The sequence below is a fragment of the Acinetobacter sp. YH16044 genome (assembly GCF_013417145.1).
Classification (GTDB): domain Bacteria; phylum Pseudomonadota; class Gammaproteobacteria; order Pseudomonadales; family Moraxellaceae; genus Acinetobacter; species Acinetobacter amyesii.
Genome location: NZ_VPEK01000003.1, coordinates 150,736 through 172,957, shown reverse-complemented (window position 1 = coordinate 172,957; position 22,222 = coordinate 150,736). Strand labels below are relative to the sequence as shown.

General features: G+C 40.7%; 22 protein-coding genes. 16 read left to right on the top strand and 6 right to left on the bottom strand.

The genetic code is table 11. The features are described from left to right. Positions 1 to 70: 70 nt before the first annotated feature. Both FTV38_RS03610 and mutM read right to left on the bottom strand, forming a co-directional pair. Positions 71 to 355, bottom strand: a complete 285-nt coding sequence (locus FTV38_RS03610; protein ID WP_180021395.1) for a peptidylprolyl isomerase — start codon at positions 353 to 355, stop codon at positions 71 to 73. After that, positions 352 to 1,206 carry a bifunctional DNA-formamidopyrimidine glycosylase/DNA-(apurinic or apyrimidinic site) lyase gene (gene mutM / locus FTV38_RS03605; protein WP_180021393.1) on the bottom strand — a complete coding sequence of 285 codons (855 nt, stop codon included), beginning with the start codon at positions 1,204 to 1,206 and terminating at the stop codon, positions 352 to 354. Before mutM ends, FTV38_RS03610 begins: the two co-directional genes overlap by 4 nt. A 389-nt stretch (positions 1,207 to 1,595) precedes the next feature. Here mutM and FTV38_RS03600 point away from each other — a divergent pair, with 389 nt between their 5' ends. The 4 genes from FTV38_RS03600 (at position 1,596) to FTV38_RS03585 (ending at position 7,156) form a co-directional block, all read left to right on the top strand. Continuing rightward, on the top strand, positions 1,596 to 2,858 hold the full coding sequence (locus tag FTV38_RS03600; protein ID WP_180021391.1) for a carbohydrate porin: 1,263 nt from the start codon (positions 1,596 to 1,598) through the stop codon (positions 2,856 to 2,858). Positions 2,859 to 2,876: 18 nt separating this feature from the next. After that, entirely contained in the window at positions 2,877 to 5,018 is a 2,142-nt protein-coding gene (locus FTV38_RS03595; RefSeq protein ID WP_180021389.1) for a TonB-dependent receptor, read from the top strand. Positions 5,019 to 5,029: 11 nt separating this feature from the next. Next, positions 5,030 to 6,145: an NADH:flavin oxidoreductase/NADH oxidase gene (locus FTV38_RS03590; RefSeq protein ID WP_180021388.1), complete on the top strand. Its 1,116-nt coding sequence runs from the start codon at positions 5,030 to 5,032 to the stop codon at positions 6,143 to 6,145. A gap of 81 nt (positions 6,146 to 6,226) precedes the next feature. Further along, the gene (locus FTV38_RS03585; protein WP_180021386.1) at positions 6,227 to 7,156 is read left to right on the top strand and encodes an AEC family transporter; all 930 of its coding nucleotides are present in this window, start codon (positions 6,227 to 6,229) and stop codon (positions 7,154 to 7,156) included. Positions 7,157 to 7,228: 72 nt separating this feature from the next. Here the strand turns inward: FTV38_RS03585 and FTV38_RS03580 are convergent, their stop codons facing one another. Then, positions 7,229 to 8,035 (bottom strand): tetratricopeptide repeat protein, encoded by an 807-nt coding sequence (locus tag FTV38_RS03580; RefSeq protein WP_180021383.1) that lies wholly within the window; start codon positions 8,033 to 8,035, stop codon positions 7,229 to 7,231. A 249-nt stretch (positions 8,036 to 8,284) separates the two neighbouring features. Here FTV38_RS03580 and FTV38_RS03575 point away from each other — a divergent pair, with 249 nt between their 5' ends. Then, complete coding sequence (locus tag FTV38_RS03575; protein ID WP_078191141.1) at positions 8,285 to 8,530, top strand: hypothetical protein; 246 nt, start codon at positions 8,285 to 8,287, stop codon at positions 8,528 to 8,530. 207 nt (positions 8,531 to 8,737) lie between these two features. After that, positions 8,738 to 9,922, top strand: a complete 1,185-nt coding sequence (locus FTV38_RS03570; protein WP_180021381.1) for a sorbosone dehydrogenase family protein — start codon at positions 8,738 to 8,740, stop codon at positions 9,920 to 9,922. Positions 9,923 to 10,002: 80 nt separating this feature from the next. On the opposite strand, the gene FTV38_RS03565 is transcribed toward FTV38_RS03570, so the two are convergent. From FTV38_RS03565 to FTV38_RS03555, 3 genes are all read right to left on the bottom strand, one after another. Then, positions 10,003 to 11,256: a YgcG family protein gene (locus FTV38_RS03565; protein ID WP_180021378.1), complete on the bottom strand. Its 1,254-nt coding sequence runs from the start codon at positions 11,254 to 11,256 to the stop codon at positions 10,003 to 10,005. 98 nt (positions 11,257 to 11,354) lie between these two features. Then, positions 11,355 to 12,080: a folate-binding protein YgfZ gene (locus FTV38_RS03560; RefSeq protein ID WP_257228637.1), complete on the bottom strand. Its 726-nt coding sequence runs from the start codon at positions 12,078 to 12,080 to the stop codon at positions 11,355 to 11,357. A 117-nt stretch (positions 12,081 to 12,197) separates the two neighbouring features. Then, positions 12,198 to 14,297, bottom strand: a complete 2,100-nt coding sequence (locus FTV38_RS03555) for a multicopper oxidase family protein (RefSeq protein ID WP_180021376.1) — start codon at positions 14,295 to 14,297, stop codon at positions 12,198 to 12,200. 591 nt (positions 14,298 to 14,888) lie between these two features. Here FTV38_RS03555 and acnD point away from each other — a divergent pair. The 10 genes from acnD to FTV38_RS03505 all read left to right on the top strand — a co-directional run bounded on the left by acnD (position 14,889) and on the right by FTV38_RS03505 (position 21,570). After that, positions 14,889 to 17,507, top strand: coding sequence for a Fe/S-dependent 2-methylisocitrate dehydratase AcnD (gene acnD / locus FTV38_RS03550; RefSeq protein ID WP_180021374.1), 2,619 nt, complete (start codon positions 14,889 to 14,891; stop codon positions 17,505 to 17,507). Between the two features lie 153 nt (positions 17,508 to 17,660). Beyond that, positions 17,661 to 17,882 (top strand): hypothetical protein, encoded by a 222-nt coding sequence (locus FTV38_RS03545; protein ID WP_180021372.1) that lies wholly within the window; start codon positions 17,661 to 17,663, stop codon positions 17,880 to 17,882. Positions 17,883 to 17,902: 20 nt separating this feature from the next. Further along, positions 17,903 to 18,784, top strand: a complete 882-nt coding sequence (locus tag FTV38_RS03540; RefSeq protein WP_180021370.1) for a hypothetical protein — start codon at positions 17,903 to 17,905, stop codon at positions 18,782 to 18,784. 97 nt (positions 18,785 to 18,881) lie between these two features. Continuing rightward, positions 18,882 to 19,112: an antitoxin gene (locus tag FTV38_RS03535; protein ID WP_078191134.1), complete on the top strand. Its 231-nt coding sequence runs from the start codon at positions 18,882 to 18,884 to the stop codon at positions 19,110 to 19,112. After that, the gene (locus tag FTV38_RS03530) at positions 19,112 to 19,531 is read left to right on the top strand and encodes a type II toxin-antitoxin system VapC family toxin (protein ID WP_180021368.1); all 420 of its coding nucleotides are present in this window, start codon (positions 19,112 to 19,114) and stop codon (positions 19,529 to 19,531) included. Before FTV38_RS03535 ends, FTV38_RS03530 begins: the two co-directional genes overlap by 1 nt. Positions 19,532 to 19,570: 39 nt before the next feature. Beyond that, positions 19,571 to 19,807: a hypothetical protein gene (locus FTV38_RS03525; protein WP_143221616.1), complete on the top strand. Its 237-nt coding sequence runs from the start codon at positions 19,571 to 19,573 to the stop codon at positions 19,805 to 19,807. A 127-nt stretch (positions 19,808 to 19,934) separates the two neighbouring features. Next, positions 19,935 to 20,510 (top strand): DUF4126 domain-containing protein, encoded by a 576-nt coding sequence (locus FTV38_RS03520; RefSeq protein WP_111884815.1) that lies wholly within the window; start codon positions 19,935 to 19,937, stop codon positions 20,508 to 20,510. Positions 20,511 to 20,638: 128 nt separating this feature from the next. Further along, the gene (locus FTV38_RS18360; RefSeq protein WP_180021475.1) at positions 20,639 to 20,779 is read left to right on the top strand and encodes a DUF2569 family protein; all 141 of its coding nucleotides are present in this window, start codon (positions 20,639 to 20,641) and stop codon (positions 20,777 to 20,779) included. A gap of 218 nt (positions 20,780 to 20,997) precedes the next feature. After that, entirely contained in the window at positions 20,998 to 21,207 is a 210-nt protein-coding gene (locus FTV38_RS03510) for a hypothetical protein (protein WP_180021366.1), read from the top strand. A 105-nt stretch (positions 21,208 to 21,312) separates the two neighbouring features. Next, entirely contained in the window at positions 21,313 to 21,570 is a 258-nt protein-coding gene (locus tag FTV38_RS03505; RefSeq protein ID WP_180021364.1) for a hypothetical protein, read from the top strand. Positions 21,571 to 22,222 lie beyond the last annotated feature (652 nt).

Sequence of the window (22,222 nt, the reverse complement as noted above, 5' to 3'; positions counted from 1 at the left end):
TGAATCCCTTCCGACCTTCCTTTTAAAAAGGGAGGGGAATTCCTTCTTTTCAAAGGAGGGATTTAGGAGATTAAAAATCCATCCGAAACTTAATTTCTAACAAATGCCAGCCAAACTGGCTTTTGATCGGGCCATGAAGTTCACGTTCGGGTAGGGTAAATACCGCTTTATCAATTGGGCCAACCAACTGGCCTTTTTTAATGTCGCCAAGCTCGCCACCTTTTTTACCCGAAGGGCATGTCGAATGCTGCTTTGCAATTTTGGCAAATTCCGCACCGCCTTTGATTTTCTTTTTTAGTTGCTCACATAGTTCTTTATCTTTGACTAATATGTGGCGAACAATCGCAGACTTCATGCGTTATTTCCTTTCACGGTTTTCTCAGTCAGCATTTTAACCTTTTTTAAAGGCTGACACTCTGGGCAAAACACCGATGCACGTTGCCCTAGTTTGATATTTTGCAAGATGGTTTCACAGTTGATGCACATTTCACCGGCACGTCCGTAGGCGAGCAGAGTTTGTTGGAAATAACCATTTTCGCCCATCGCATTGGTGTAATCACGTAAAGTCGAACCGCCTAAATCAATTGCCTGTTTTAAAATACGTTTGATTTCGATGACCATTTTTTCAACTTGTTCAAAACTCAAACTCGATGCTGGCTGCGCAGGGTGTATGCCGAGGTTAAACAGGCTTTCCGTTGCATAAATATTGCCGACACCGACTACGATATGATTGTCCATGATCGATACTTTGATACCGGTCTGCTTATTTTTAAATTTTTGGAATAAGTATTCAGCATTAAACGCATCACTCAGCGGTTCAGGGCCAAGCGTGTCAATCAGTTTGCTTTGAGATGATGCATCTAACCATAAAATACAGCCAAAACGGCGCGGATCATGATAGCGTAATTGCATATCTTCAAAATGAATCACCAGATGATCATGCTTTCGTAATGCTTCATGACCTTCACAAATCCGAAAACTGCCAGACATGCCCAAATGCCACAACATGCTGTCCTGTTCAAATTCAGCCAAAATATATTTTGATCGACGGCTGAGCTGAAGCAGCTTTTGTCCGACGAGTTTTTGAATGTCGTCAGGAATTGGCCAACGCAGACTCGACTGAAAAACCTCAACTTTGAGAACCTTTTCATTCAATAATGGCAATAAACTGGTTTTAGTGGTTTCTACTTCTGGTAATTCAGGCATAAAGGTCGAAGCAATGGATCAGTCAAGTTATGCATACTATTGGGTCTAGCCCTACAGAATGCAAGTTTCATCACGGCCTAAGGGAATGTATGAATAGGTTATTGATTATTAATTGTGAGAATAATAAACCAACAAGTCACAATAATGAGTTTGAATAAGCGATCAGAAGTTAAACAATTGAATTAATAGATATATAAGATATTGAAAAATAATCACTAAAAATATTGCATAACAATAGATTTATTTAAAATCACTTATTGATAAATTAAAGTTTTGTGAATGATAAAAATAATGCTGAGATAGAACGTGAAAAATTATGTAATTTTTGTGACATTAGATTTCAAGCCATGTGGCTTGTCTAGAGACTCTCTCCAGATTTAGGTTTTACCATGAAAAAATACAATCTAGCTCTTCTACCTGCATTTGTTGCAGCAGCCATGACACATGTTCACGCCGCAGAAGCATTCGACACTAAAGGTCAGTACATGCTCGGGGATTGGGATGGTAAACGTACCGAACTTGCACAACAAGGTGTGAAGTTTGAGGCCAATATTGCTGCTGATGCTGCCTATCTTGCCGATGGCGGTCGTAATTCGGGACATTCAGCAACGGTAGCCAGCCAATTGTGGTTAGGTACACAGCTTGATATGGAAAAACTTGCAGGTTGGGATGGCGTGACTGTGCGTGCTGTAATGACTGCTCGTCAAGGTCAAAGTACTTCAGTTCGTGATTTGCAAGGGGATGTTCCTCAATTGGCAAATGCACAAGCCAATTTTGGTCGTGGTAATCAGGACAGTCGTTTAACTGAATTATCGATTGAAAAGAATTTTAAAGAACAAGGTATTAGTGTAAAAGCAGGTCGTTTAGGTCTAGGTATGGACTTTAACGTGATGGCATGTGACTTTGCCAGCACCGCATTTTGTGCTGCGCAAATGGGTAAATGGCAAGGTTCTATGTGGATGAATACTCCAGTTTCACAATGGGGTGGACGTGTGAAATACCAAGCAACGCCAGAACTTGCGGCACAAGTCGGTGTTTATGAATTTAACCCTGACAATGGTAATGCCAAAGCAGAAGGTCAAGGTTGGAGTCTAGATACAGATCATGCTGATGGCGTAACCATTCCCGTAGAATTGGTTTGGACACCAAAATCATTTGTCAATGGTTTACCGGGGAGCTACCGTTTTGGTGCGATGTACAACACCGCAGATAATGTCAAAAATCAAAAAGACATTATTTCGGGCGAAGCACAAGATCGTACCTTTGGTGGTTGGGTCGCGATTGAGCAACAGTTAACGTCTACAGGTGAAGGCAAACGTGGTTTGCATAGCTTTGCCAATTTTACTTGGCATGATCGTGTCACCACAAAAGTTGATAACTCACAGCAGCTGGGTTTGAAATACATTGGATTGGCCGATCGTTTACCAAACGATATGGTTGGCTTGGGCGTGAACCGTGTGCATGTCAATGATCGACTTTCTGCTGAAAAATTTGATGCAAGTGCAGAATATAATGTCGAGTTGAACTATAGCCATAACCCGACAAAATGGTTGATGATTCGTCCAAGTTTACAATATGTGATTAACCCAGGCTCAACAAATCGAGTTGATGATGCTTTCCTAATTGGTTTAAGCTCTAAGGTAATCTTCTAATGTTAAAATAGGTGCTCTATGCAAAGTAAATTTAACGTCACATCATTTAAGACACATTTACTTTGCCTGACGGCATGTATTAGCCAACAGTTGTATGCAGAAACAGGTTCTACGGAACCTGTTTTACTTCCTGAGATTACCATTGAAGCACCACGAACCAATACCACATGGTTAAAAACACCGGCATCGGTATACCGTGTACAGCAGGCTGAAAATAATAACAATACGGGTGTGAATCTGTCCGAAACCTTAAAAGGTGTGCCCGGACTACAACTGAATAACCGTGAAAACTATGCACAAGACTTGCAACTGTCTATGCGAGGCTTTGGCGCACGTTCAACATTTGGTGTGCGTGGTATCCGTTTATATGTTGATGGAATCCCTGCGACCATGCCGGATGGTCAGGGACAGACATCAAATATCGATATGAGTAGCTTAAATCATATCGAGGTATTGGGTGGGCCATTTTCCTCTTTATACGGTAATTCTTCGGGTGGGGCAATCTTAACAACAACCAAGCAAGGTACTGGAAAAGACTCTATCGAACTCGGCTATTCGGGCGGCAGTCATCATAAAAGTCGTGCTGATATTGTGCTGCAAGGTGGCTCAGAACGGGCCAATGAGCCTAGCTATGTCGTGAGTTCTTCTTATTTTGAAACTGATGGTTACCGTGATCATAGTTCCGCAAATAAGGTACTTAGCAATGCAAAACTGACTTGGGATCTGGATGATGGTTCTAAGGTCAATTGGATTGTGAATCATGTGGATATCAATGCCGATGATCCACAAGGTCTGAATCGGGAGCAATTGCGTCAAAATCCAAAACAAGTTAATGATGCCAATAATACCTATGATGTACGTAAGGAAATTAGCCAAACTCAAACTGGGTTGACGTGGAAAAAACCATTGAATGAGCAGCATGAACTCAATGCAATGGTGTATATGGGGCAACGTGATGTGGTGCAGTATCAGTCCATCCCCAATAATCCACAAAATAATGTGCGCCATGCAGGCGGTGTGATTGATTTTAGCCGTGATTATTATGGAACAGATATTCGCTGGACAGGCAAAGACCTCTTACCGAATACGCGTTTGACAGTAGGCCTTGCCCTTGACTATATGGATGAAGATCGTAAAGGCTACGAAAATTTTGATGCCAATGGAAATTTTGGCAAGAAAGGCAATATTCGTCGAAATGAAAATAACACCTTGTGGAATTTAGATCCCTATGTACAAGCTTCGTGGAATTTTTTACCCAATTGGACTTTAGATACAGGGCTACGATATAGCAATGTTCATTATGAATCTGACGATAAATATGTCGTGGGTTTAAATAAGGATGACAGCGGTAAAACTGACTATGACAAAGTTTTACCTTCAGCAGCAGTAAGCTTGAATATTGCGCCTCAACTGAATGTCTATGCCAGTTATGCCAAAGGTTTTGAAACACCGACCTTTACAGAAATGGCCTATTCTAAAGATGACGGCATGAATTTTGATTTAAAACCAGCCAGTAGCGATAACTACGAGCTTGGGCTTAAATCACAAAATGCATGGGGGAATTTCACTGCAGCGGTGTTCCAAAGCAAAACTCAAGATGACATCGTCTCTGCTGGGACAGAGGAAGGGCGTGCAACCTATAGAAATGCCGATAAAACCTTACGTGAAGGTGTTGAGCTTTCATGGAATAAACAGCTATGGCGAGATTTAAGCGCGCAAGCAAGTTACAGTTATATCGATGCCACATTTGATGCTTTTGTTCCAGAAATACCGAATCCTGCAGATCCAGCGAAACCTAAAGCGTCATCTATTAGATCGGGTGCGAAAATTCCGGGTATTGCCAAAAACCAAGCGTTTGCCACACTGAATTGGCTGCCAGATATTGGCTTTAATGCCGGCCTAGATGTTCGCTATATGGATAAAGTCTATGTCGATGATGCCAACAGTGATGCCGCGTCGAGCTATACCGTGGTTTCTGCCAACGCAGGTTATGTGTGGAAACAAGCAGATTGGAAAGTCAAAACCTATGTACGTGCAGATAATTTGTTTGATGAGAACTATGTCGGTTCAGTGATCGTCAATGATGGAAACGGACGCTTCTTTGAACCCGCAGATGGTTTGAATTGGAGTGCAGGATTAAGTGTGACCAAAGCCTTCTAAAGGAGAGTGATGTGGCGTTGTTATTTCAACCAATTCAGTTTGGAACATTGGGGCTGAGTAATCGAATCGTGATTGCACCCATGTGTCAATATTCTGCCAATGAGCAAGGGGAGTTAAGCTATTGGCATGAGCAACAATGGGCGAATTATGCTTTGTCAGGTGCCGGACTTTGTATCGTCGAGGCAACGGCTGTACAGGCAGAGGGGCGCATTAGCTATGCAGACCTCGGCCTTTGGAATGATATGCAACGCGCACAGATGAAGGCACTATTGGCCAAGGTGAAATCACTTTCACCTATGCCATTTGCTATCCAACTGGCACATGCGGGTCGTAAGGCATCGACAGATAAACCGTGGGCAGGTCGTGGACAATTACCTCCAAATCATCCTCAAGGATGGCAAACTGTTTCAGCCAGTGATTTGCCCTTTAATGCCACAGATAATGCACCCCATGCTTTAAGTCGAGATGAAATCCAGCAGATCATTCAAGACTTTGCCGATTCAGCAAAACGCGCGGTAGATGCAGGCTTTGACTTAATTGAACTACATGCTGCACATGGTTATTTGCTGCATCAATTTATGTCGCCATTGTCGAATCAGCGTAGCGATGAATATGGTGGCAGTTTGGAAAATCGCATTCGGCTGACGCTTGAAGTGTTCCAAGCCATGAAAAATGCCGTTCCTGAAGATTATCCAATAGGGGTACGTATTTCCGCAACCGACTGGATGGAATATACTGAAGCACCGAGTTGGGATCTAGACTCGGCTGTTGGCTTGTCAAAAGCGCTTGCACAACTAGGAACAGCCTATATTCATGTTTCTAGTGGCGGCTTAGATGTTGCGCAAAAAATTCAATTACAAGCCAGTTATCAAGTGCCTTTTGCTGAAGCCATAAAGCAAGCCGTTCAGGTTCCCGTCATTGCTGTGGGTTTAATTACCGAAGCAATGCAAGCCGAAGGCATCTTACAATATGGTATGGCAGATGCGATTGGTCTTGCTCGTGCAATTCAATATGACCCGCGTTGGCCATGGCATGCCGCTGCTGAACTCGGTGAAAACCTAAAAATTTCTCCGCAGTATTTACGCTGTCAGCCACATGCACAAAGAAGTCAATTTACGGCTTTCTAATTTTCAAAATTTATAACGGGCCGATCTACACTCTCAGGTTGAGGGTGTGGATAGAAGAGTCTATTACACAGGATATTTCTTATGGTCTTTGAGGTGATTGGTCCAATCTTTTTTCTTTTGGCCTTGGGATATCTGTCTGTAAAATGCAGTTTATTGAGTAAAGAACAGGTCGGAACCATTGGTGCATTTGTGATTAAAATTGCACTGCCGGCTTTGTTTTTTCAGTCATTAGCTTCTAAAGATTTGCATCAAATTTGGTATCCCGGCTATTTCTTTGTTTATACCGGAGTCACATTTTTATTGTATGGCATGACCTATTGGCTATTGTCGACACATTTTAAAAATAATATGTCGCAAACAGCGGTACTGTCATTAGGCGCTGGCATGTCAAATACAGGCTTAATTGGCACTGCAGTCCTAAGCTTATTGGTCGGTCAAAATGCGATGACCTATACCTCATTAATCGTCATCATTGAAAGTGTGCTGCTGATTCCAACGGTGCTGGTCCTTGCGCAATTAGGAAGTTCACAGCAAAAAGCCAATATTGGCGACATCATCAAAAATACCTTATTGACCCTGTTAAAAAATCCACTCTTTGCAGGGGTAATGCTAGGGATTGGTTTTGCAATTTTCCAAATTCGTTTACCTCATCAAATCAATGATGTACTGGCGATGTTAGGTCAAACGGCTTCACCAATGGCGCTGTTTGCAATTGGTGGTGGGATTGTCGGTATGAGCTTAAAGTATGTGAATGCTCAGAGCTTCTATTTGGTGATTTCAAGCAACTTGGTGATGCCTTTACTGACTTATTTGGGCTTACGTTATTTGACCGATGTCAGCCAAGAGATGTTATATGCAGGGACGATTATTGCCGCATTACCGATGCCGACGATTTTTGCCATGCTTGGACAAGTTTATGGCTTAAATGAAAAGACCTTAACGCCTTTATTGATGAGTACCATCTTGGGTTTTGTCGTAACGGGCGTATTAATCAGTTTGTGGTGGGCGTGATTTTAATCAGCTCAAGATTTGCTTAAACCTATGAAAAAGCCCTGCATGTGCAGGGCTTTTTTTAATGCTCAATTAACTCTTTTTCGCATTGGTTTTAGGTGCTTTGGCTTGTTCAGCAATCATTTTATCCACGGTTGCCAAAGATTCTTTCGCTTGCGGAATATTTTCTTTGGCTAATGCGCTAAATATTTTTTTAGCTTCAGGCAAATTTTGCGGGATGATATTGCCATTTACAAACATATTGCCCACCGCCATCAATGCAGGGACATAGCCTTTTTTTGCTAACTCTTGAATGCTATTTAGACCTTGTTGAATAGGCTTTTCATTTTTAGCTTTAAAGCCAGCACTGATGTCATAAAGCGCTTTGGCATGAATCGCAGGGTAGTTGCCTTTTTTAATCAGCGGATCAAGTTTACTGAGTGCCAATTTATCTGACTCAGGTTTATTTTCTGCAAAAAGTAAAATGGCATAGTCGATGGAGGCATCGTCAAAACCTGCCGAAGATGCGCGTTCTAAATATTGTTTGGCCTTGTTGGTATCTTGTTTTAAGCCCAGTGTGCCCGTTGCATAATTTTTACCTAAAACATAGTTAGCAACTGGGTAACCTTTGGCTGCAGCCTGTTCATAGAGTTGGATGGCTTTTTTCTCATCTTTCGCTACGCCTTGACCTGTTTGAGTAAGATAGCCCAAATTATAAATGGCCTGAGCATTACCTTTTGCTGCAAGCTTGCTCAGTGTTTGGTAGGCACCATTCATATCTTTGGCCTTGACCATAGCTTCCACTTTAGCAAATTCAGGATCGACGGCATCTGTTTTAGTTTCAGCAAAAGCCAATTGAGCGCTCATTGCTAAAATGCTTGCGAGTAGGATTTTTTTCATCTTGAAACCTTTTGTAAATCATACACATAATTCCATTTATGTGTTTTGGTGGTTATTTTTGTCGGTTTTTACATCATAGGTAGATTTACGTAAATGTAAAGTGAGGAATTGTGATTTAAAGCGTTTTTATAAAATAATGTTGATTGCCCTTAGCGCTTTAAATGCCATGACTTAATTGCATCAAAAGCCTTTGCAAAAAAGCAGGACTCTGATTTAATCGCGCATTGTTATTTTCTCTGAGGCAGCGCGATGTTTATTAAAGGCATTAAACGCAATTACGATAAAATTAATGCAGATGAATCGATTGCAGATGAAGATAAAATCGATGCGCTTTTGATGAAACTGGGTGCAGAGTTTTTAGTCAGTAAAGAGGATCGTGTTTATATTTTCAAAAAAGGCGATTTAGAAGCTAAATTTGATGCCAAACATGCGCGCGCCTATCATTTTAAAGAATATGTATGCAAAGACATGAATAAGCTGTTTCATGGATTTTGATTAAAATCATGATTTAAAAACGAAGAAGTGAGGGGGAATAAAGTTCCTCCTTATTTTTGTTTGTTGTGTACTGCACCAGCGTATGTGATTTAAAAAACCTTAATTTTCAAAATTATAATATTTTCTAAAAATATAAATTGAATAAAATAGATACAAGGCGTCTATGATGAATACAGATATACATGATTCATTGAGATGTATTTAAATATGATAAAAATAAGTGCCATCTTGATCCTTAGTTTCGTTTGTTCAATGACCAGTTGGGCTCAACAACCCAAGCTTGTACCTCATCCAATCCATTTAAAAAATGGCAAGCAGTTTTCATTAAATTTGCCTGCAAATTTCGAGATCATTCCTGCTGCTGAAGGTCTCAAACGGGTACGCTTTTTTTCGCAAGCGCCTGATCGCAGAATGTTTGTCACGGATATGTATGATCTAACAGATAATAAAAAAGGTACTGTATATATATTGGATGATTGGAATGCTGACACCGGTAAATTTGGCAAAATCATTCCTTATCTGACCGGTTTGAGAAATCCAAATTCAGTTCAGTTTTATACTGATGCTCAAGGACAGGATTGGCTCTATTTGGCGGAAACGGACCAACTGACACGGCAAAAATTTAGTAGAGGAGAAACTCAGCCTTCGAGTAAGGCTGAAGTTTTAGCGACATTTCCTGATTATGGTTTGAGTTATAAATACGGCGGTTGGCATCTGACGCGGACGATTGCTATCGGTGGAAATGGAAAAGTTTATGTGTCGGTTGGTTCGAGTTGTAACGCCTGTGTTGAAAAAGAAAAAGTACGAGCCTCCGTCATTGAGATGAATCCTGATGGTTCAGAGCAACGGATTTATGCGACAGGTTTGCGTAATGCTGTTGGGCTAAAATGGATCGGTAGATTTCTATTTGCGACCAATCAAGGTTCTGATCATTTGGGAAGTAAAAAGCCAGATGAAACTTTTTATGCGTTAAAACGGGATGCCGATTATGGCTGGCCCGCATGTTATTCATGGCAGGGCAAAGTCTTGGCGGACTCTAAATTTAAACGTGCATCAGGCTGTAAAAATGTTCCATCGCCCTATGCTTATTTCCTTTCGCATTCCTCAGCACTGGGTTTTGATTATTTTGATCATCTAGACACAGATGACACCATCAAAAATTCTTTTTTAGTGGCTTTGCATGGCTCAACCGACGAAGCGATTGGCCATGGCTATCAAATTGCAATTATGCGTAAAGGGCAAAAACTTGAAACCTTTATGGATGGTTTTTTAGTTGGTAAAGCGGTAAATGGGCGGCCTGCCGATATTTATAAGATCGATGAAAAATCTTTTTATTTTTCGGATGATCGGGCAGGGGTGATTTATTATGTGAGGGAAAAAATGAGTGATTAAAAAGCCAAAGTCTTTAGGCTTTGGCTTTGAGTGATTGGATTTTAAAAAATTAATCTTTAATCGTCACGTCGTTTTAGGTATTACCATGAACCCGATGCGCCGCCGCCGCCTGAGCTGCCTCCTGAATCTCGTGAGGAAGATGAGGAAGAACTACTTGAGCTGCTTCCTGATGAAGAACTGCTGCTTGACGATGAAGAGTTGTAACTAGAGGAAGAAGACTGACTTGATTCGCTCGTTTTATTGAAAGGATTTAAACGCTCATATTGTTCATCCAACATTTTTTGACGTGCTTTTTCTTGTAAATATTGATTATAAAAAGCGGTGAGATAGGTATTTTCAGTCCCTGCTCTGAATCGATATAAAAACACTGCATATCTTAATAAAAGTAAAATAAAACAAGTGGTTATGGATGTTAATATAATGAATGATATTTGAGGATAGAATTCGATGAAGTAAAAAATGCCGAAGCCAAATAAAGCAAAAATCTGAAGTGGTAAGCTGTATAAAATAGTTTTAAGTAATCTGTATGGTTCATTGAAGGGAAGAAATATAGTCAACATAAAAGGGGCATAAAGAGGAATAGATGCGCAAAGTAAAAATGCAATTTTTCCAAAATTTAAATAAGCAAAAATCAAAAGATGAATAAAAATTTCAAAGATAAGGAGTCCAATAAAAGCACCTAAGGCACCATTAGTACCAAATTTAATAATCACTTTTGTGTAACACCAATAGAGTGGGATACACAATAAGAATGATAGAAATATTCCAGCTATTGTTTTTAGAATGTGATCTATTTTTTGATCTTCGTTTTTAGGTTTACCAAGAGTAATTGATTTATCTAGTAACTTTTTTTGTGTTTCTTTAAAGCCATTAAAATAGTCATTATTTTGGAAATTTGGAGCGAGTGTGTGTCGAATTATGCGCCCAGCTTCTAGATCAGTGAAATCTCCCTCTAAACCATAACCTACCTCGAACCGCATTTTACGATCATCTTTTGCAACCAAAAGTAGTAAGCCGTTATCGAGCTTTTCATTGCCAATTTTAAGTTTATTGAATATCTCAAGTGCATATTGATCAATAGGTTTTCCATTGGTCGAGGGAATCATCAAAATTTTAAAGTCGACATGCTTTTGCTGATAAAGCTGCTCGTTTTGCTTTTTTAACTGGGCAATTTCATCGCGGGAAAGCGAGTTGGTTTGATCGACCACATTGCTATTTTTTAGCTCTTCCAATACCGCTGAATTTATCTCGGCATAAATATTTGGCGATATAAAACAACTGAAGAGAATGAGGCAATTCAATAAGAAAAAGCGAAATGGGAAAGGGATGAGCATTTTTATAAATCTTTATAGTTTGTTGTAATTTTAAATAGTAATCAGAATAAGAGCCAAACAGCTTTTGTAATTTGGCTCTTATTTAAAAATTAAGATGCTTAAGCAGGACGTGCCACATCACCATTTAATGCTTCAGGCAAGGCTAAAACAGTTACATCTAACTCTTCTAAAGCTTCTGGGCGTGCCACAACTAAAGCCACGTAACCATTTTCAACAGCCGCGCTATTTACCACTTGCACGCCTTTATTCAGCTGTTCGCCTTGTGCAGGAGCAGCGCCTGTACCTGAAATCGCATGCAACCAAGCTTTGGGTTTGGCTTTAAACCATAAACGTGCAATCACTTCCTGACCCAAATAACAGCCTTTGTCATAGTGTACACCTTCACGCTGATGTAAGCGTAGCTCTTGCGGTTGGAACACATGTTCAAGCGCTTGGTCAATATAGGCCTGACCCGCTTGAATGGCTTGAACTTCCCATGCTGCAATATCCGTCGGCGCCGAAGCAAAAGTCGTGTCATCACCGGCTAAACTTGGAAAAACTGCACCGGCTTCTTCCAGTTTCATTTTTGAAAAAGCGCCGAATTTTTTAATATGTTTGGCAAATTCTTCGGCTTGATCTGCTGTTGTGACAATAGAAAAACTTTCAGCACTGTGTTTGGTGAGCCATAAACCAAAGTGAATACGGCCTTTGAGGTCGCAGATTGCGGTATAACGTGTTGCATTTTCTTCAAGGCGTTCAACATGCAAAGTAACTTGCCCTTGTAGAAATTTTTGTGCATCGACACCGTTGAGAGAAAAAGATGTGAATGCCATAGACGTTGTCATGACCAGCCTCAGTATAAATTTTAGATATCATTAATCATGTTATTTTGCAGCAAGCCGCAGTGTTAGGCAAACAAAAAGCCCATATTGATATGGGCTTTTGTACAGCAGAGATCTGTCTTAGTGATTGTGTGTAGGCATATCGCTTGCAGTCATATCCATAGAGGAATGATGTGAAGGCGGTTCACTATTACAATCATATTGGTCGCCACAAATACGTACGGTTTCCATCATGCCTTGATCTTCATGGTCTAAAATATGGCAGTGCAGCACGAAGTCGCCTTCAAATTTTTCGTACTTGCTGCGTACAAAGATTTTATAGCCCTGTTTAACAAAGAGCGTATCTTTCCAAACGCCTTTCATTCCATGATATTGCGAGTCAATATTTCCCGCACCATCTTTATCTGAGCTGCCGATCGCACTGACATCGACACCATTTTCATTCAATATTTTCACGACTTGGAATGGATTGACATGAATATGGAAGGGATGACTGGCAACATTACTGCTTAACTCCCACTCTTGAGTTTGCCCGATTGGAAGCTTGCGGACATAGCTATGGTGGGTATGGTCTTCATCATGGTAGGCATCGCCAAAGCTGATCAAGGTACCTTCTTCGGCATGACGAATACCAAATTTAAAGCTGCCATCTGTATTGAACAGAATGTCAAAGTTGGTGATTTGCTTCGCCATCGTTTTGAGCATTTCATCGACTTCAGCAGTCATTAAACTCGCATGCGAGATAAAGGCTGATAAATCACCCTGTTCGAGCTGTGCAATCACTTCTGGTGCCAGTTTTAGTTGGGTGGCCTGACTTTTTAAGAAGTTAAACGGCGTTTGCTGCGGTAGTTGAGTTGCTTGCACATTGACCCAACCGAGGAGCTGTGTATTAAGTTTTTCTTCCGGTGCGCGACGCAGTAGCGGACTTGATTCAGGTGCATTAATTTCATCTTCTAGATTCAGCTTGGCATCGTATACACAGTATTTATTGGTGGTCGGGAAAGAGAGCATGGCATCAAAGCGATAACCCGGCTGAAAAATTTCAATCCCTTGCTTTTGGATTTTTCCTATGGTCAAGCCGTCTTGTGCAAGGGTATACAACGGTAATGTTTTCAGCGTTTTAAACTGTGAAGACATCGACTTACTTTGATATTTTTGACATTCACTAAGGGTTTGCTCTGCGGTAAAGAGCGCAGAATCAGGCAGTTCTTTGATGGTCAAACCAATGGTGTCACGGATACCGCCGTGAATCATGCGCCAGCGGTGGTATTGGTTCTGATCCACCTTAATTTCACCAAACATTTTGCCATTGATACTGGTAAAACGATTTTCATCCGCCCATGAGGTGGGTATATCGAGTTTTGAATAATCTTCTAAGCTATAGATGCAGGGTGTACCATTCACTTGGCTTAAATTGCTGTCGCAATCTTCATTGTATTGAATCTGCTGGAACAGCATGATTTTTTCATGGTCATACTGCTGGGTTTTTTGATTTTTCCATAAGATGTCCAAATCTCCAGTCTGCTGAATTTGCCCCTGTCGAATGACGGGTTTTCGCTCTCCCTCAATAATCAAAGGGCCAGCCATGCCGCTTGAGACCTGAATCGCGGTTGAACCATGCACATGCGAGTGATACCAAAATGTTCCCGCAGGATGATTCGGTTCGATCTTAAATTCGTAATGAAAATCTTGCTGAGGTTTTAAGCTCAAAAATACGTTGTCACTATTTCCTTGCGGGCTAACCCAGAGACCATGTGTATGTAAATTTGTGGTGTTAAAACAGTTCCCTTGGTTAATATTGGTCACTGGACTTGGACAGGTCTCCGTCGATTCAACAGGGAGATGATTGACCAGATGAATTTTTAAATTGTCACCTTGTTTCGCACGAATTTGTGGGCCAACCAGTACATCAGAAACACTGCCATCGCTATTTTTCGAGTTCCAGAGTTCAGGTTTAGTCAGATAGCCTCTGACCTGTAATAGGTCATTTTCACCCGTTTCAGGGTCGTATAAGGCTTGGCGTTTATAGGCAATCAGCAGTTCATGCTCACCTTGTGCATTGGCTTTCAAACGTGGTGGATTCGAGATGACAGTCGGTGAGTCTACTTCCTCTTCTTGAATCGTCGAATCTGTTGTCGATTGGTCGTTGTCGCCACAGGCAATGAAGCTGAGACAGCTTAAGAGGCAGCCAGCCCCAATGATGGTTTTAAATTTTGTCATGATCTTTCCCCAAAGCATAATGACGGTAGAACAGTAGTCGCTGATTTATTTAGCTAAGGTTTTGTAAATATTGTGATTATTTTGGCGAGTACAGCGAATTACTGTTCTTGTATGTCGTGCTTTTATTATCTGAGAGAGGGGTGATTCGACGCTATCCCTGCAAATAGGGATAAATTGAGAATTAAGATAAAATAAATAATAAAACCGTGTTTTGATTCACATTATGGCTTTAAGGCGCAATGAGCTAATGAAGTAATTTAATGCCTTGATTATTAAATACTAAAATTGATAAGACTGATTTTTAACCAAATTGGTTGCTGTTTAGATTAAATATTATGCAGTGCAATTTACCTTAGACTAAAGAATGAGGCGGATTTGCAGCTATTTCTCAAAAAAATTCACATTTAGAGCGAATATTCCAAAGTTAGTGTAACTAAATATTTCAAAAACCCCTATTTTTATATTTAACTCTATGAAATATATAAGATTTGGGAAATGGGTTTTCGGCAGTGTAGTATGCCTATCGAACAAAGATGAATTGTCTATGAAAAAGACAACGCAAAAAAATGAAAGACCGAGGGCAGGAACGCTATGAACAACAACTACCGTAAACCGCTGCAAGGCACCCAGCTAGAATACTTCGATGTACGTCAAGCCGTAGAAGATATTCAGCCAGGCGCATACGCAAAACTCCCATATACATCTAAAGTCCTTGCAGAGCAGTTGGTTCGTAAATGCGACCCTGCAATCTTAGAACAGTCTTTAAAAGAACTGATTAACCGTAAACAAGACCACGATTTCCCTTGGTACCCTGCACGTGTGGTGTGCCATGACATCCTCGGTCAAACCGCATTGGTTGACCTTGCAGGCTTGCGTGATGCGATTGCAGACCAAGGCGGCGACCCGTCAAAAGTCAATCCTGTTGTTCCAACGCAGCTGATTGTTGACCATTCTCTAGCAGTAGAATACGGCGGTTTTGACCCTGACGCATTTGAGAAAAACCGCGCGATTGAAGACCGCCGTAACGAAGACCGTTTCCATTTTATTGAATGGACCAAAACAGCCTTTGAAAATGTCGATGTGATCCCTGCGGGCAACGGTATCATGCATCAAATTAACTTGGAGAAAATGTCTCCAGTGATTCAAAACCGTGAAGGTGTCGCATTCCCAGATACTTGCGTGGGTACAGACTCACATACGCCGCATACTGATGCCTTGGGCGTAATTTCTGTCGGTGTCGGAGGACTCGAAGCTGAAAACGTGATGCTCGGCCGTGCATCTTGGATGCGTCTGCCAGACATCATTGGTGTAGAACTGGTGGGCCAGCGTCAAGCGGGCATTACTGCAACTGATATCGTGTTAGCGCTTACAGAATTCTTGCGTAAAGAACGTGTGGTTGGTGCTTATTTAGAGTTCTTCGGTGAAGGTGCAGACAGTATGTCTGTAGGCGACCGTGCAACGATCTCGAACATGACCCCTGAATATGGCGCAACGGCTGCGATGTTCTACATTGACCAAAACACCATTGATTACCTGACATTAACAGGCCGTGAAGCGGATCAAGTGAAATTGGTTGAAACCTATGCCAAAGAAATTGGTCTTTGGGCGTCGGATATGACAGCGGCGGAATATCCGCGTGTACTGCGTTTCGATTTATCGAAAGTAACCCGTAACATTGCAGGTCCATCGAACCCACATGCACGTGTATCTACGGCTGACCTAAAAGCAAAAGGTATTGCAGGTAACTTAGATGCAGCACGTGCGCAAGAAGCAGAAGGTTTAATTCCTGATGGTGCGGTGATCATCGCTGCAATTACTTCATGTACCAATACCTCAAACCCGCGTAATACAGTGGCAGCAGGTTTGTTGGCACGTAAGGCAAATGAGCTGGGCTTGGTACGTAAACCGTGGGTGAAATCATCTTTTGCACCGGGTTCTAAAGCCGCTGCTTTATATCTCGAAGAAGCAGGTGTACTCGGTGATTTAGAGAAACTTGGCTTTGGTATCGTAGCCTACGCATGTACCACATGTAACGGTATGTCAGGCGCTCTAGACCCTGTGATTCAGCAAGAAATTATTGACCGTGATGTGTACGCAACGGCGGTACTTTCAGGTAACCGTAACTTTGACGGCCGTATCCACCCATACGCAAAACAAGCATTCTTGGCGTCTCCGCCTTTAGTTGTGGCGTATGCCATTGCAGGAACGATTCGTTTTGATATCGAAACTGATTCACTCGGCAATGACAAAGACGGTAATCCAATTTACTTGAAAGATATTTGGCCGTCTGATGCTGAAATTGATGCACTGGTAAAAGAAGCGGTGAAGCCTGAACAGTTTAAGAAAGTGTATATACCAATGTTTGATTTGGGTGAGCGTGAAAAAGCGGCAAGCCCACTATACGACTGGCGTCCGCAAAGTACTTATATCCGCCGTCCGCCGTATTGGGAAGGGGCTTTGGCTGCACCACGTACACTTGCAAATATGCGTCCACTTGCGATCTTGCCAGACAACATCACCACTGACCATTTGTCTCCATCGAATGCGATCATGATGGATTCGGCTGCGGGTGAGTACCTGCATAAAATGGGCGTGCCTGAAGAAGACTTTAACTCATACGCAACTCACCGCGGTGACCATTTGACGGCGCAGCGTGCGACATTTGCGAACCCGAAACTGTTTAATGAAATGGTGGTGCGTTCTGACGGTACCATCAAGCAAGGCTCAAAAGCGCGCGTAGAGCCTGAAGGCGAAGTGATGCGCATGTGGGAAGCGATTGAAACTTATATGAACCGTAAGCAGCCGCTGATCATCATTGCAGGTAAAGACTATGGTCAGGGTTCTAGCCGTGACTGGGCAGCCAAAGGTGTGCGTCTTGCAGGTGTAGAAGTGATTGTGGCGGAAGGTTTTGAGCGTATTCACCGTACCAACTTGGTGGGTATGGGTGTGCTGCCGCTTGAGTTTAAAGCAGGGACTGACCGTAAAACCTTGAAGCTGGATGGTACTGAGCTGTATAGCGTGATTGGTAATATTGCACCGCGTTCTGACCTGACTTTGGTGGTTGAGCGTTCAACAGCAGACGGCAAAAATGAAATCATTAAAGTGCCTGTGACTTGCCGTTTGGATACCGAAGAAGAAGTGCATGTGTATGAAGCGGGCGGTGTATTGCAGCGTTTTGCACAGGATTTCTTGGAAGGGAATGTGGCTTGATGTAATTCTTTAAATCCTCCCCAGCCCTCCTTTTTCAAAGGAGGGAGTACCCCTCTTTTATAAAGAGGGGTTAGGGGAGATTAAAGTCATTGATATTGTTTAAAAAACGCTCTAATGTGAATTGGGGCGTTTTTTATTTATTGGAGTATAACTTTGGAAATCTATAAAGATATTGATAATGATTCTAATGTAACGCATTACGAAATTGGAGAAAATTATATTAGGGTCAAATTTAATGGTACTGCCAAAATTTATACCTATAGTTACTTTGGAAAAGCAGGAAGGCTTCACGTAGATAGAATGAAAATATTAGCCAAATCAGGTGATGGATTAAACTCATACATAATGCGAAATGTTAAGTATTTATATGATTGAAATAAAAGAGATTGTGATTAATGGGCGATAAAAATTTTGGAACATGGCTAAATAGTCTTACAGAAGCTCAAATTAATGAAATTAATGAGAAACAACACGAAGAGCACATACGTCAAGTTGATGCTTTTAAAGATGGTTATCAGAAAGAACAATGTTATCTATGTGGTAAAGATTTTAAAACAATTAGTAAAGAGCAGCCGTGCTTACACTGGTTGTTACGCCGAGGTAAATTTAAGAAAAATGATTTCAAATTAATTTATACAAAGTTTGGTTATCATAATATTGCATCTTTTTTAAGGTGGTGCGCAAATCAAGAAAAACTATTGTCGAATATTAATGATTTAGAAAGTGAAAGATCCGATAGAAAAGTTTTATCTTCGACTATTAAGTGGAAAAATATTGAATGGACTTTTGACTGTTCACAAAATGATGCTAGTGGGCATAAAGGCAGTCAAATTGAATATCCACATTATCATTTTCAAATGAGGATTGATGGCAGGCCATTTATAAATTTTAATGAATTTCATGTGCCATTTTCAACAGAAGACGTGGAAATACTAAAATTAAGAAACAACTCTAGAGTTGTGCAAAATTTTGGTGTGGCTGGTTCAGGTATGCAGGATGCTGTGAATGTTGATCCCGAGAAACTTATAGAATTGGCTTCTCCATCTGAAAATGAAGATGATGCAACTTATCACTTTTCTACTTTTGTCGATATGAGTGATCATCCAATTTCAGGAGAGGAGCTTTATGAAATTCAGATGGAAGCTCAAGCTCAGGGTAAATCATTTACTTACATGTTAAATAAAAAATTAGGTGATCGAGTGAAAATACAAACGGTTATTAGTCCAGCAGAATCGATCCCAGATATTGCTGTTAGAACAGAACATAAAAGAAGGTAGAAGCTTGGATTAAGCTATGCTAACTAATATTTTTGGTTGAAAATAATACAATAAATACCTATCATAAGATATATATCAAAACTGATGGAGTAGTACTATGACTACCGCAAAAGTTTTTATGACAGGGCGTAGTCAAGCCATACGCTTACCTAAAGAGTTTCGCTTTGAGGGTAAAGAAGTTGAAATCTTCCGCCGTGGTGATGAGGTTATACTGCGAGAAAAACCAGTCACAGCAGATCAGTTATTTAAGGTTTTGGCACAAATGCCAGACGACTTTTATGCAGAAACAAGAGTGGATGAACCACCGCAAGAACGAGAAGAGTTCTGATGCCAACACAATATTTATTGGATACAAATATTTGTATCTATATCACCAAGCATCAACCCGAAATTGTACGTCAGCATTTTGAAAGACATTTACCTGACGGCAATATTTTTATTTCAGTGATTACTTTAGGTGAACTTCGCTTTGGTGCGGAAAAAAGCCAATGGAAAGACAAAGCTTTCAAAGTGATTGATGAATTAACTTCAATCATTCCTGTTATAGAGTTAGATGAACACACCGCCGTACACTATGCTCAAATTCGAAAACAGTTAGCGCTTCAGGGGCAAATAATTGGCAATAACGATTTATGGCTAGCTGCTCATGCACGATCAAATAATTGGGTCATGGTCACAAACAATGAAAAAGAATTTCTGCGTGTAGACGAACTGCAAGTAGAAAACTGGCTCAGCAAATCGCTGTAAACCCACCAAAATTTCCATTCGAAATTATGCTTTGCCTAAATGCCATTATCAATTGTCGAAATGACCAATAGACATTCATCACAAGAGGGTTATACTGAATCTACCATTTCTAAAAACACATGGAGAACAAAAATGGTTACTGCTGGTCAAAAACCCGGAACAGGCTTCTATTTTTGTGTTCAATGCGGACACCGCGTCTACTTAGAAATTGGTACTGATCGTTTACCACCGTGTACCAAATGCCAAGGCAATCAATTTAACAATAAGAATGCCTAAGCTGCAAAACACTAACAGTTATCCGCTGTTTAGAAAGAAAAGCCCTATCACTCGATAGGGCTTTTTGCTAACGTATAACACAGCATATATAAAAACAAATTGCACATTTAACTGTTCGGAGAAGCCCATGGAAACAATATTAGGACTATGTATTGGTATTGGCTTAAGTGCTGCTTGTGGTTTCCGTGTCTTTGTACCTTTATTGGTGATGAGTGTTGCTTCCATTTTAGGACTATTCGAACCAATGAAAGGATTCGAATGGTTGTCTATGCCTGCAGTATGTATCGGCTTAGCAATTGCGACGGTTTGTGAAATCGCCGCGTACTATATTCCTTGGGTAGACAATGCCCTCGACACCATTTCAACACCTGCAGCCATGATCGCAGGGACCATCGCCACAATGGCAGTAAGCTCAGGTGAAATGTCACAGTTTGCCAGTTGGGCGGCAGCAATTATCGTGGGTGGTGGTACAGCAACAGCAGTGCAAATGAGTACTGTCGCTGCGCGTGGTGTATCTACCGCAACCACAGGTGGCGTTGCAAACCCCATCTTATCTACTGGAGAGTGGATTGGTGCTGCAGTCTTGTCAGTATTGGCCTTTTTAGTCCCATTTTTCGTGGTGATCTTAGTGATTGCAATCGTGATCTGGTTGGTTCGCCGCATACGCCAAAAACGAACTGTACAGGTCGATACCCCTTTATAAACCAATCAACATTTCACTCTAAAATGAATCCATCTTTTAGAGTGAGTGATCTGCGTGTTTGCTTAATAAATATAGAAATAAAAATCCGAAACTGAGTTTTTGGCAGCGTTTGATAAAGATTATAAAAAATTATAAGAAGTGTTACTGATACAGTTACCATCATCCTGTTAGCGACGAATATTGTGGTTTATCTGATTTTGACGCCGTATTTGTTGATGTCAGTTCGAGTGAAAAATACCTTTACTCAACATTCAAAGCACTCGGCTTAAGCGCAAAAAAATACTATCGAGCAATTTCACCTATCCGTCCTAAAAGAGCACATCATTCTGTGTTTAAGTTATCCAAGAGACGACTAAAAAAATCTTTAAATTGCGATTGATTTTTGAACAATAAAGGCATAATTTTAGTATGTGATTATAAATCACATAATTTTTATATGGATTTATTAATCTTTGAATTTTATAAAAAATAATGAGGGGAATGGTAGATGATTAAATTTATAGTCGATGAAAATGCCTTAACGAATGGCTCACATTTAATTCACAATGGTACGCAAGGATGTGTAGACATGCCGCAGTTTGAGCAGCAAATATTGATTGGTTATTTTGCCAATTTTGAACTCGCTTATAAGCGTGCACGTATGAGCTGGCCAACAGAAAAAGTTGTTGGTTGCGATAAATGCTGTAGTCAAAGCTAGAAATTCAATATGCATTAACCTTGAAATAACGCTGTATATCCAGGAAAAATGGCGCAGAAATTGCTAACTAAAACAGGTAATCGCGTTATTAACAGGATATACAGCATGACCACAGAAACCATCCGTTCTACAAAATATCCAGCAGAGGCGCATGCCTATGCAGCATGGCCTTTGATCTTGATCATCATTGGTGGTGCGATTGGACTGGTTTATGCCGTGATTGCTTATCTGATCAATCTCAAAATATATACATCAGACCTCAGTCGAATGAATAAAATTTTGGCCAATTTACTCTGTGGTATGGCGGCATGTAGTGGTTGGTGGTTTAGCGCACAGTGGGTACAAAGCTATTTAGTTCATTGACTAACAAATCGTTGAATTGATCATGAATTAAATAACTGATGTTACACACTTAAAAGTAGTTTTGCATTTTTTAAATGATTTTTAATTCTATTCGACGGCGTCTTATATCTAGGGATTGAATAAAGGGATTAGCCTTCGGCTGGAGGTACTTTTACGAAACGTTGTTTCTCATTCGGCAAAATGAGAAGCGAAGCTTCGCAAGGAAACCATCTTGCGGAGCAATGCTCCTCACCGCAAAATTCGTTCACTAGCGTCTAATTATCTAAAGTATCGCAAAAACATTTTTGATTAAAAGTAGCTCTGTTTCAAACACTTGCGGATGACGTTACCGCGTATCGTTCATTTATTTGAAGCAAATTGCGCTTCTGATGTTACTGCGTAACATCAGTTCAATAAGTAGAACAAAGATAGATCTAGATCATTAGTTACTCACTGAGCGGTGTTTTGTGAGTCATAATCAATGTAGATAATTGAAGCGTAGGGGGAATGTTCAGCGGCGATATATTTTAATTTTGACCCTGTGTTTGCACGTTTGGTCTGTTGTGAAAGAAAATTTTCTTAAAATTGACCATATCTGCAGATAAAAAACGCTGAAATGAGCTGAAAAGATAAAATATCCTGCCAAACCTAAAATGGCTGAAAAAATTTGCTG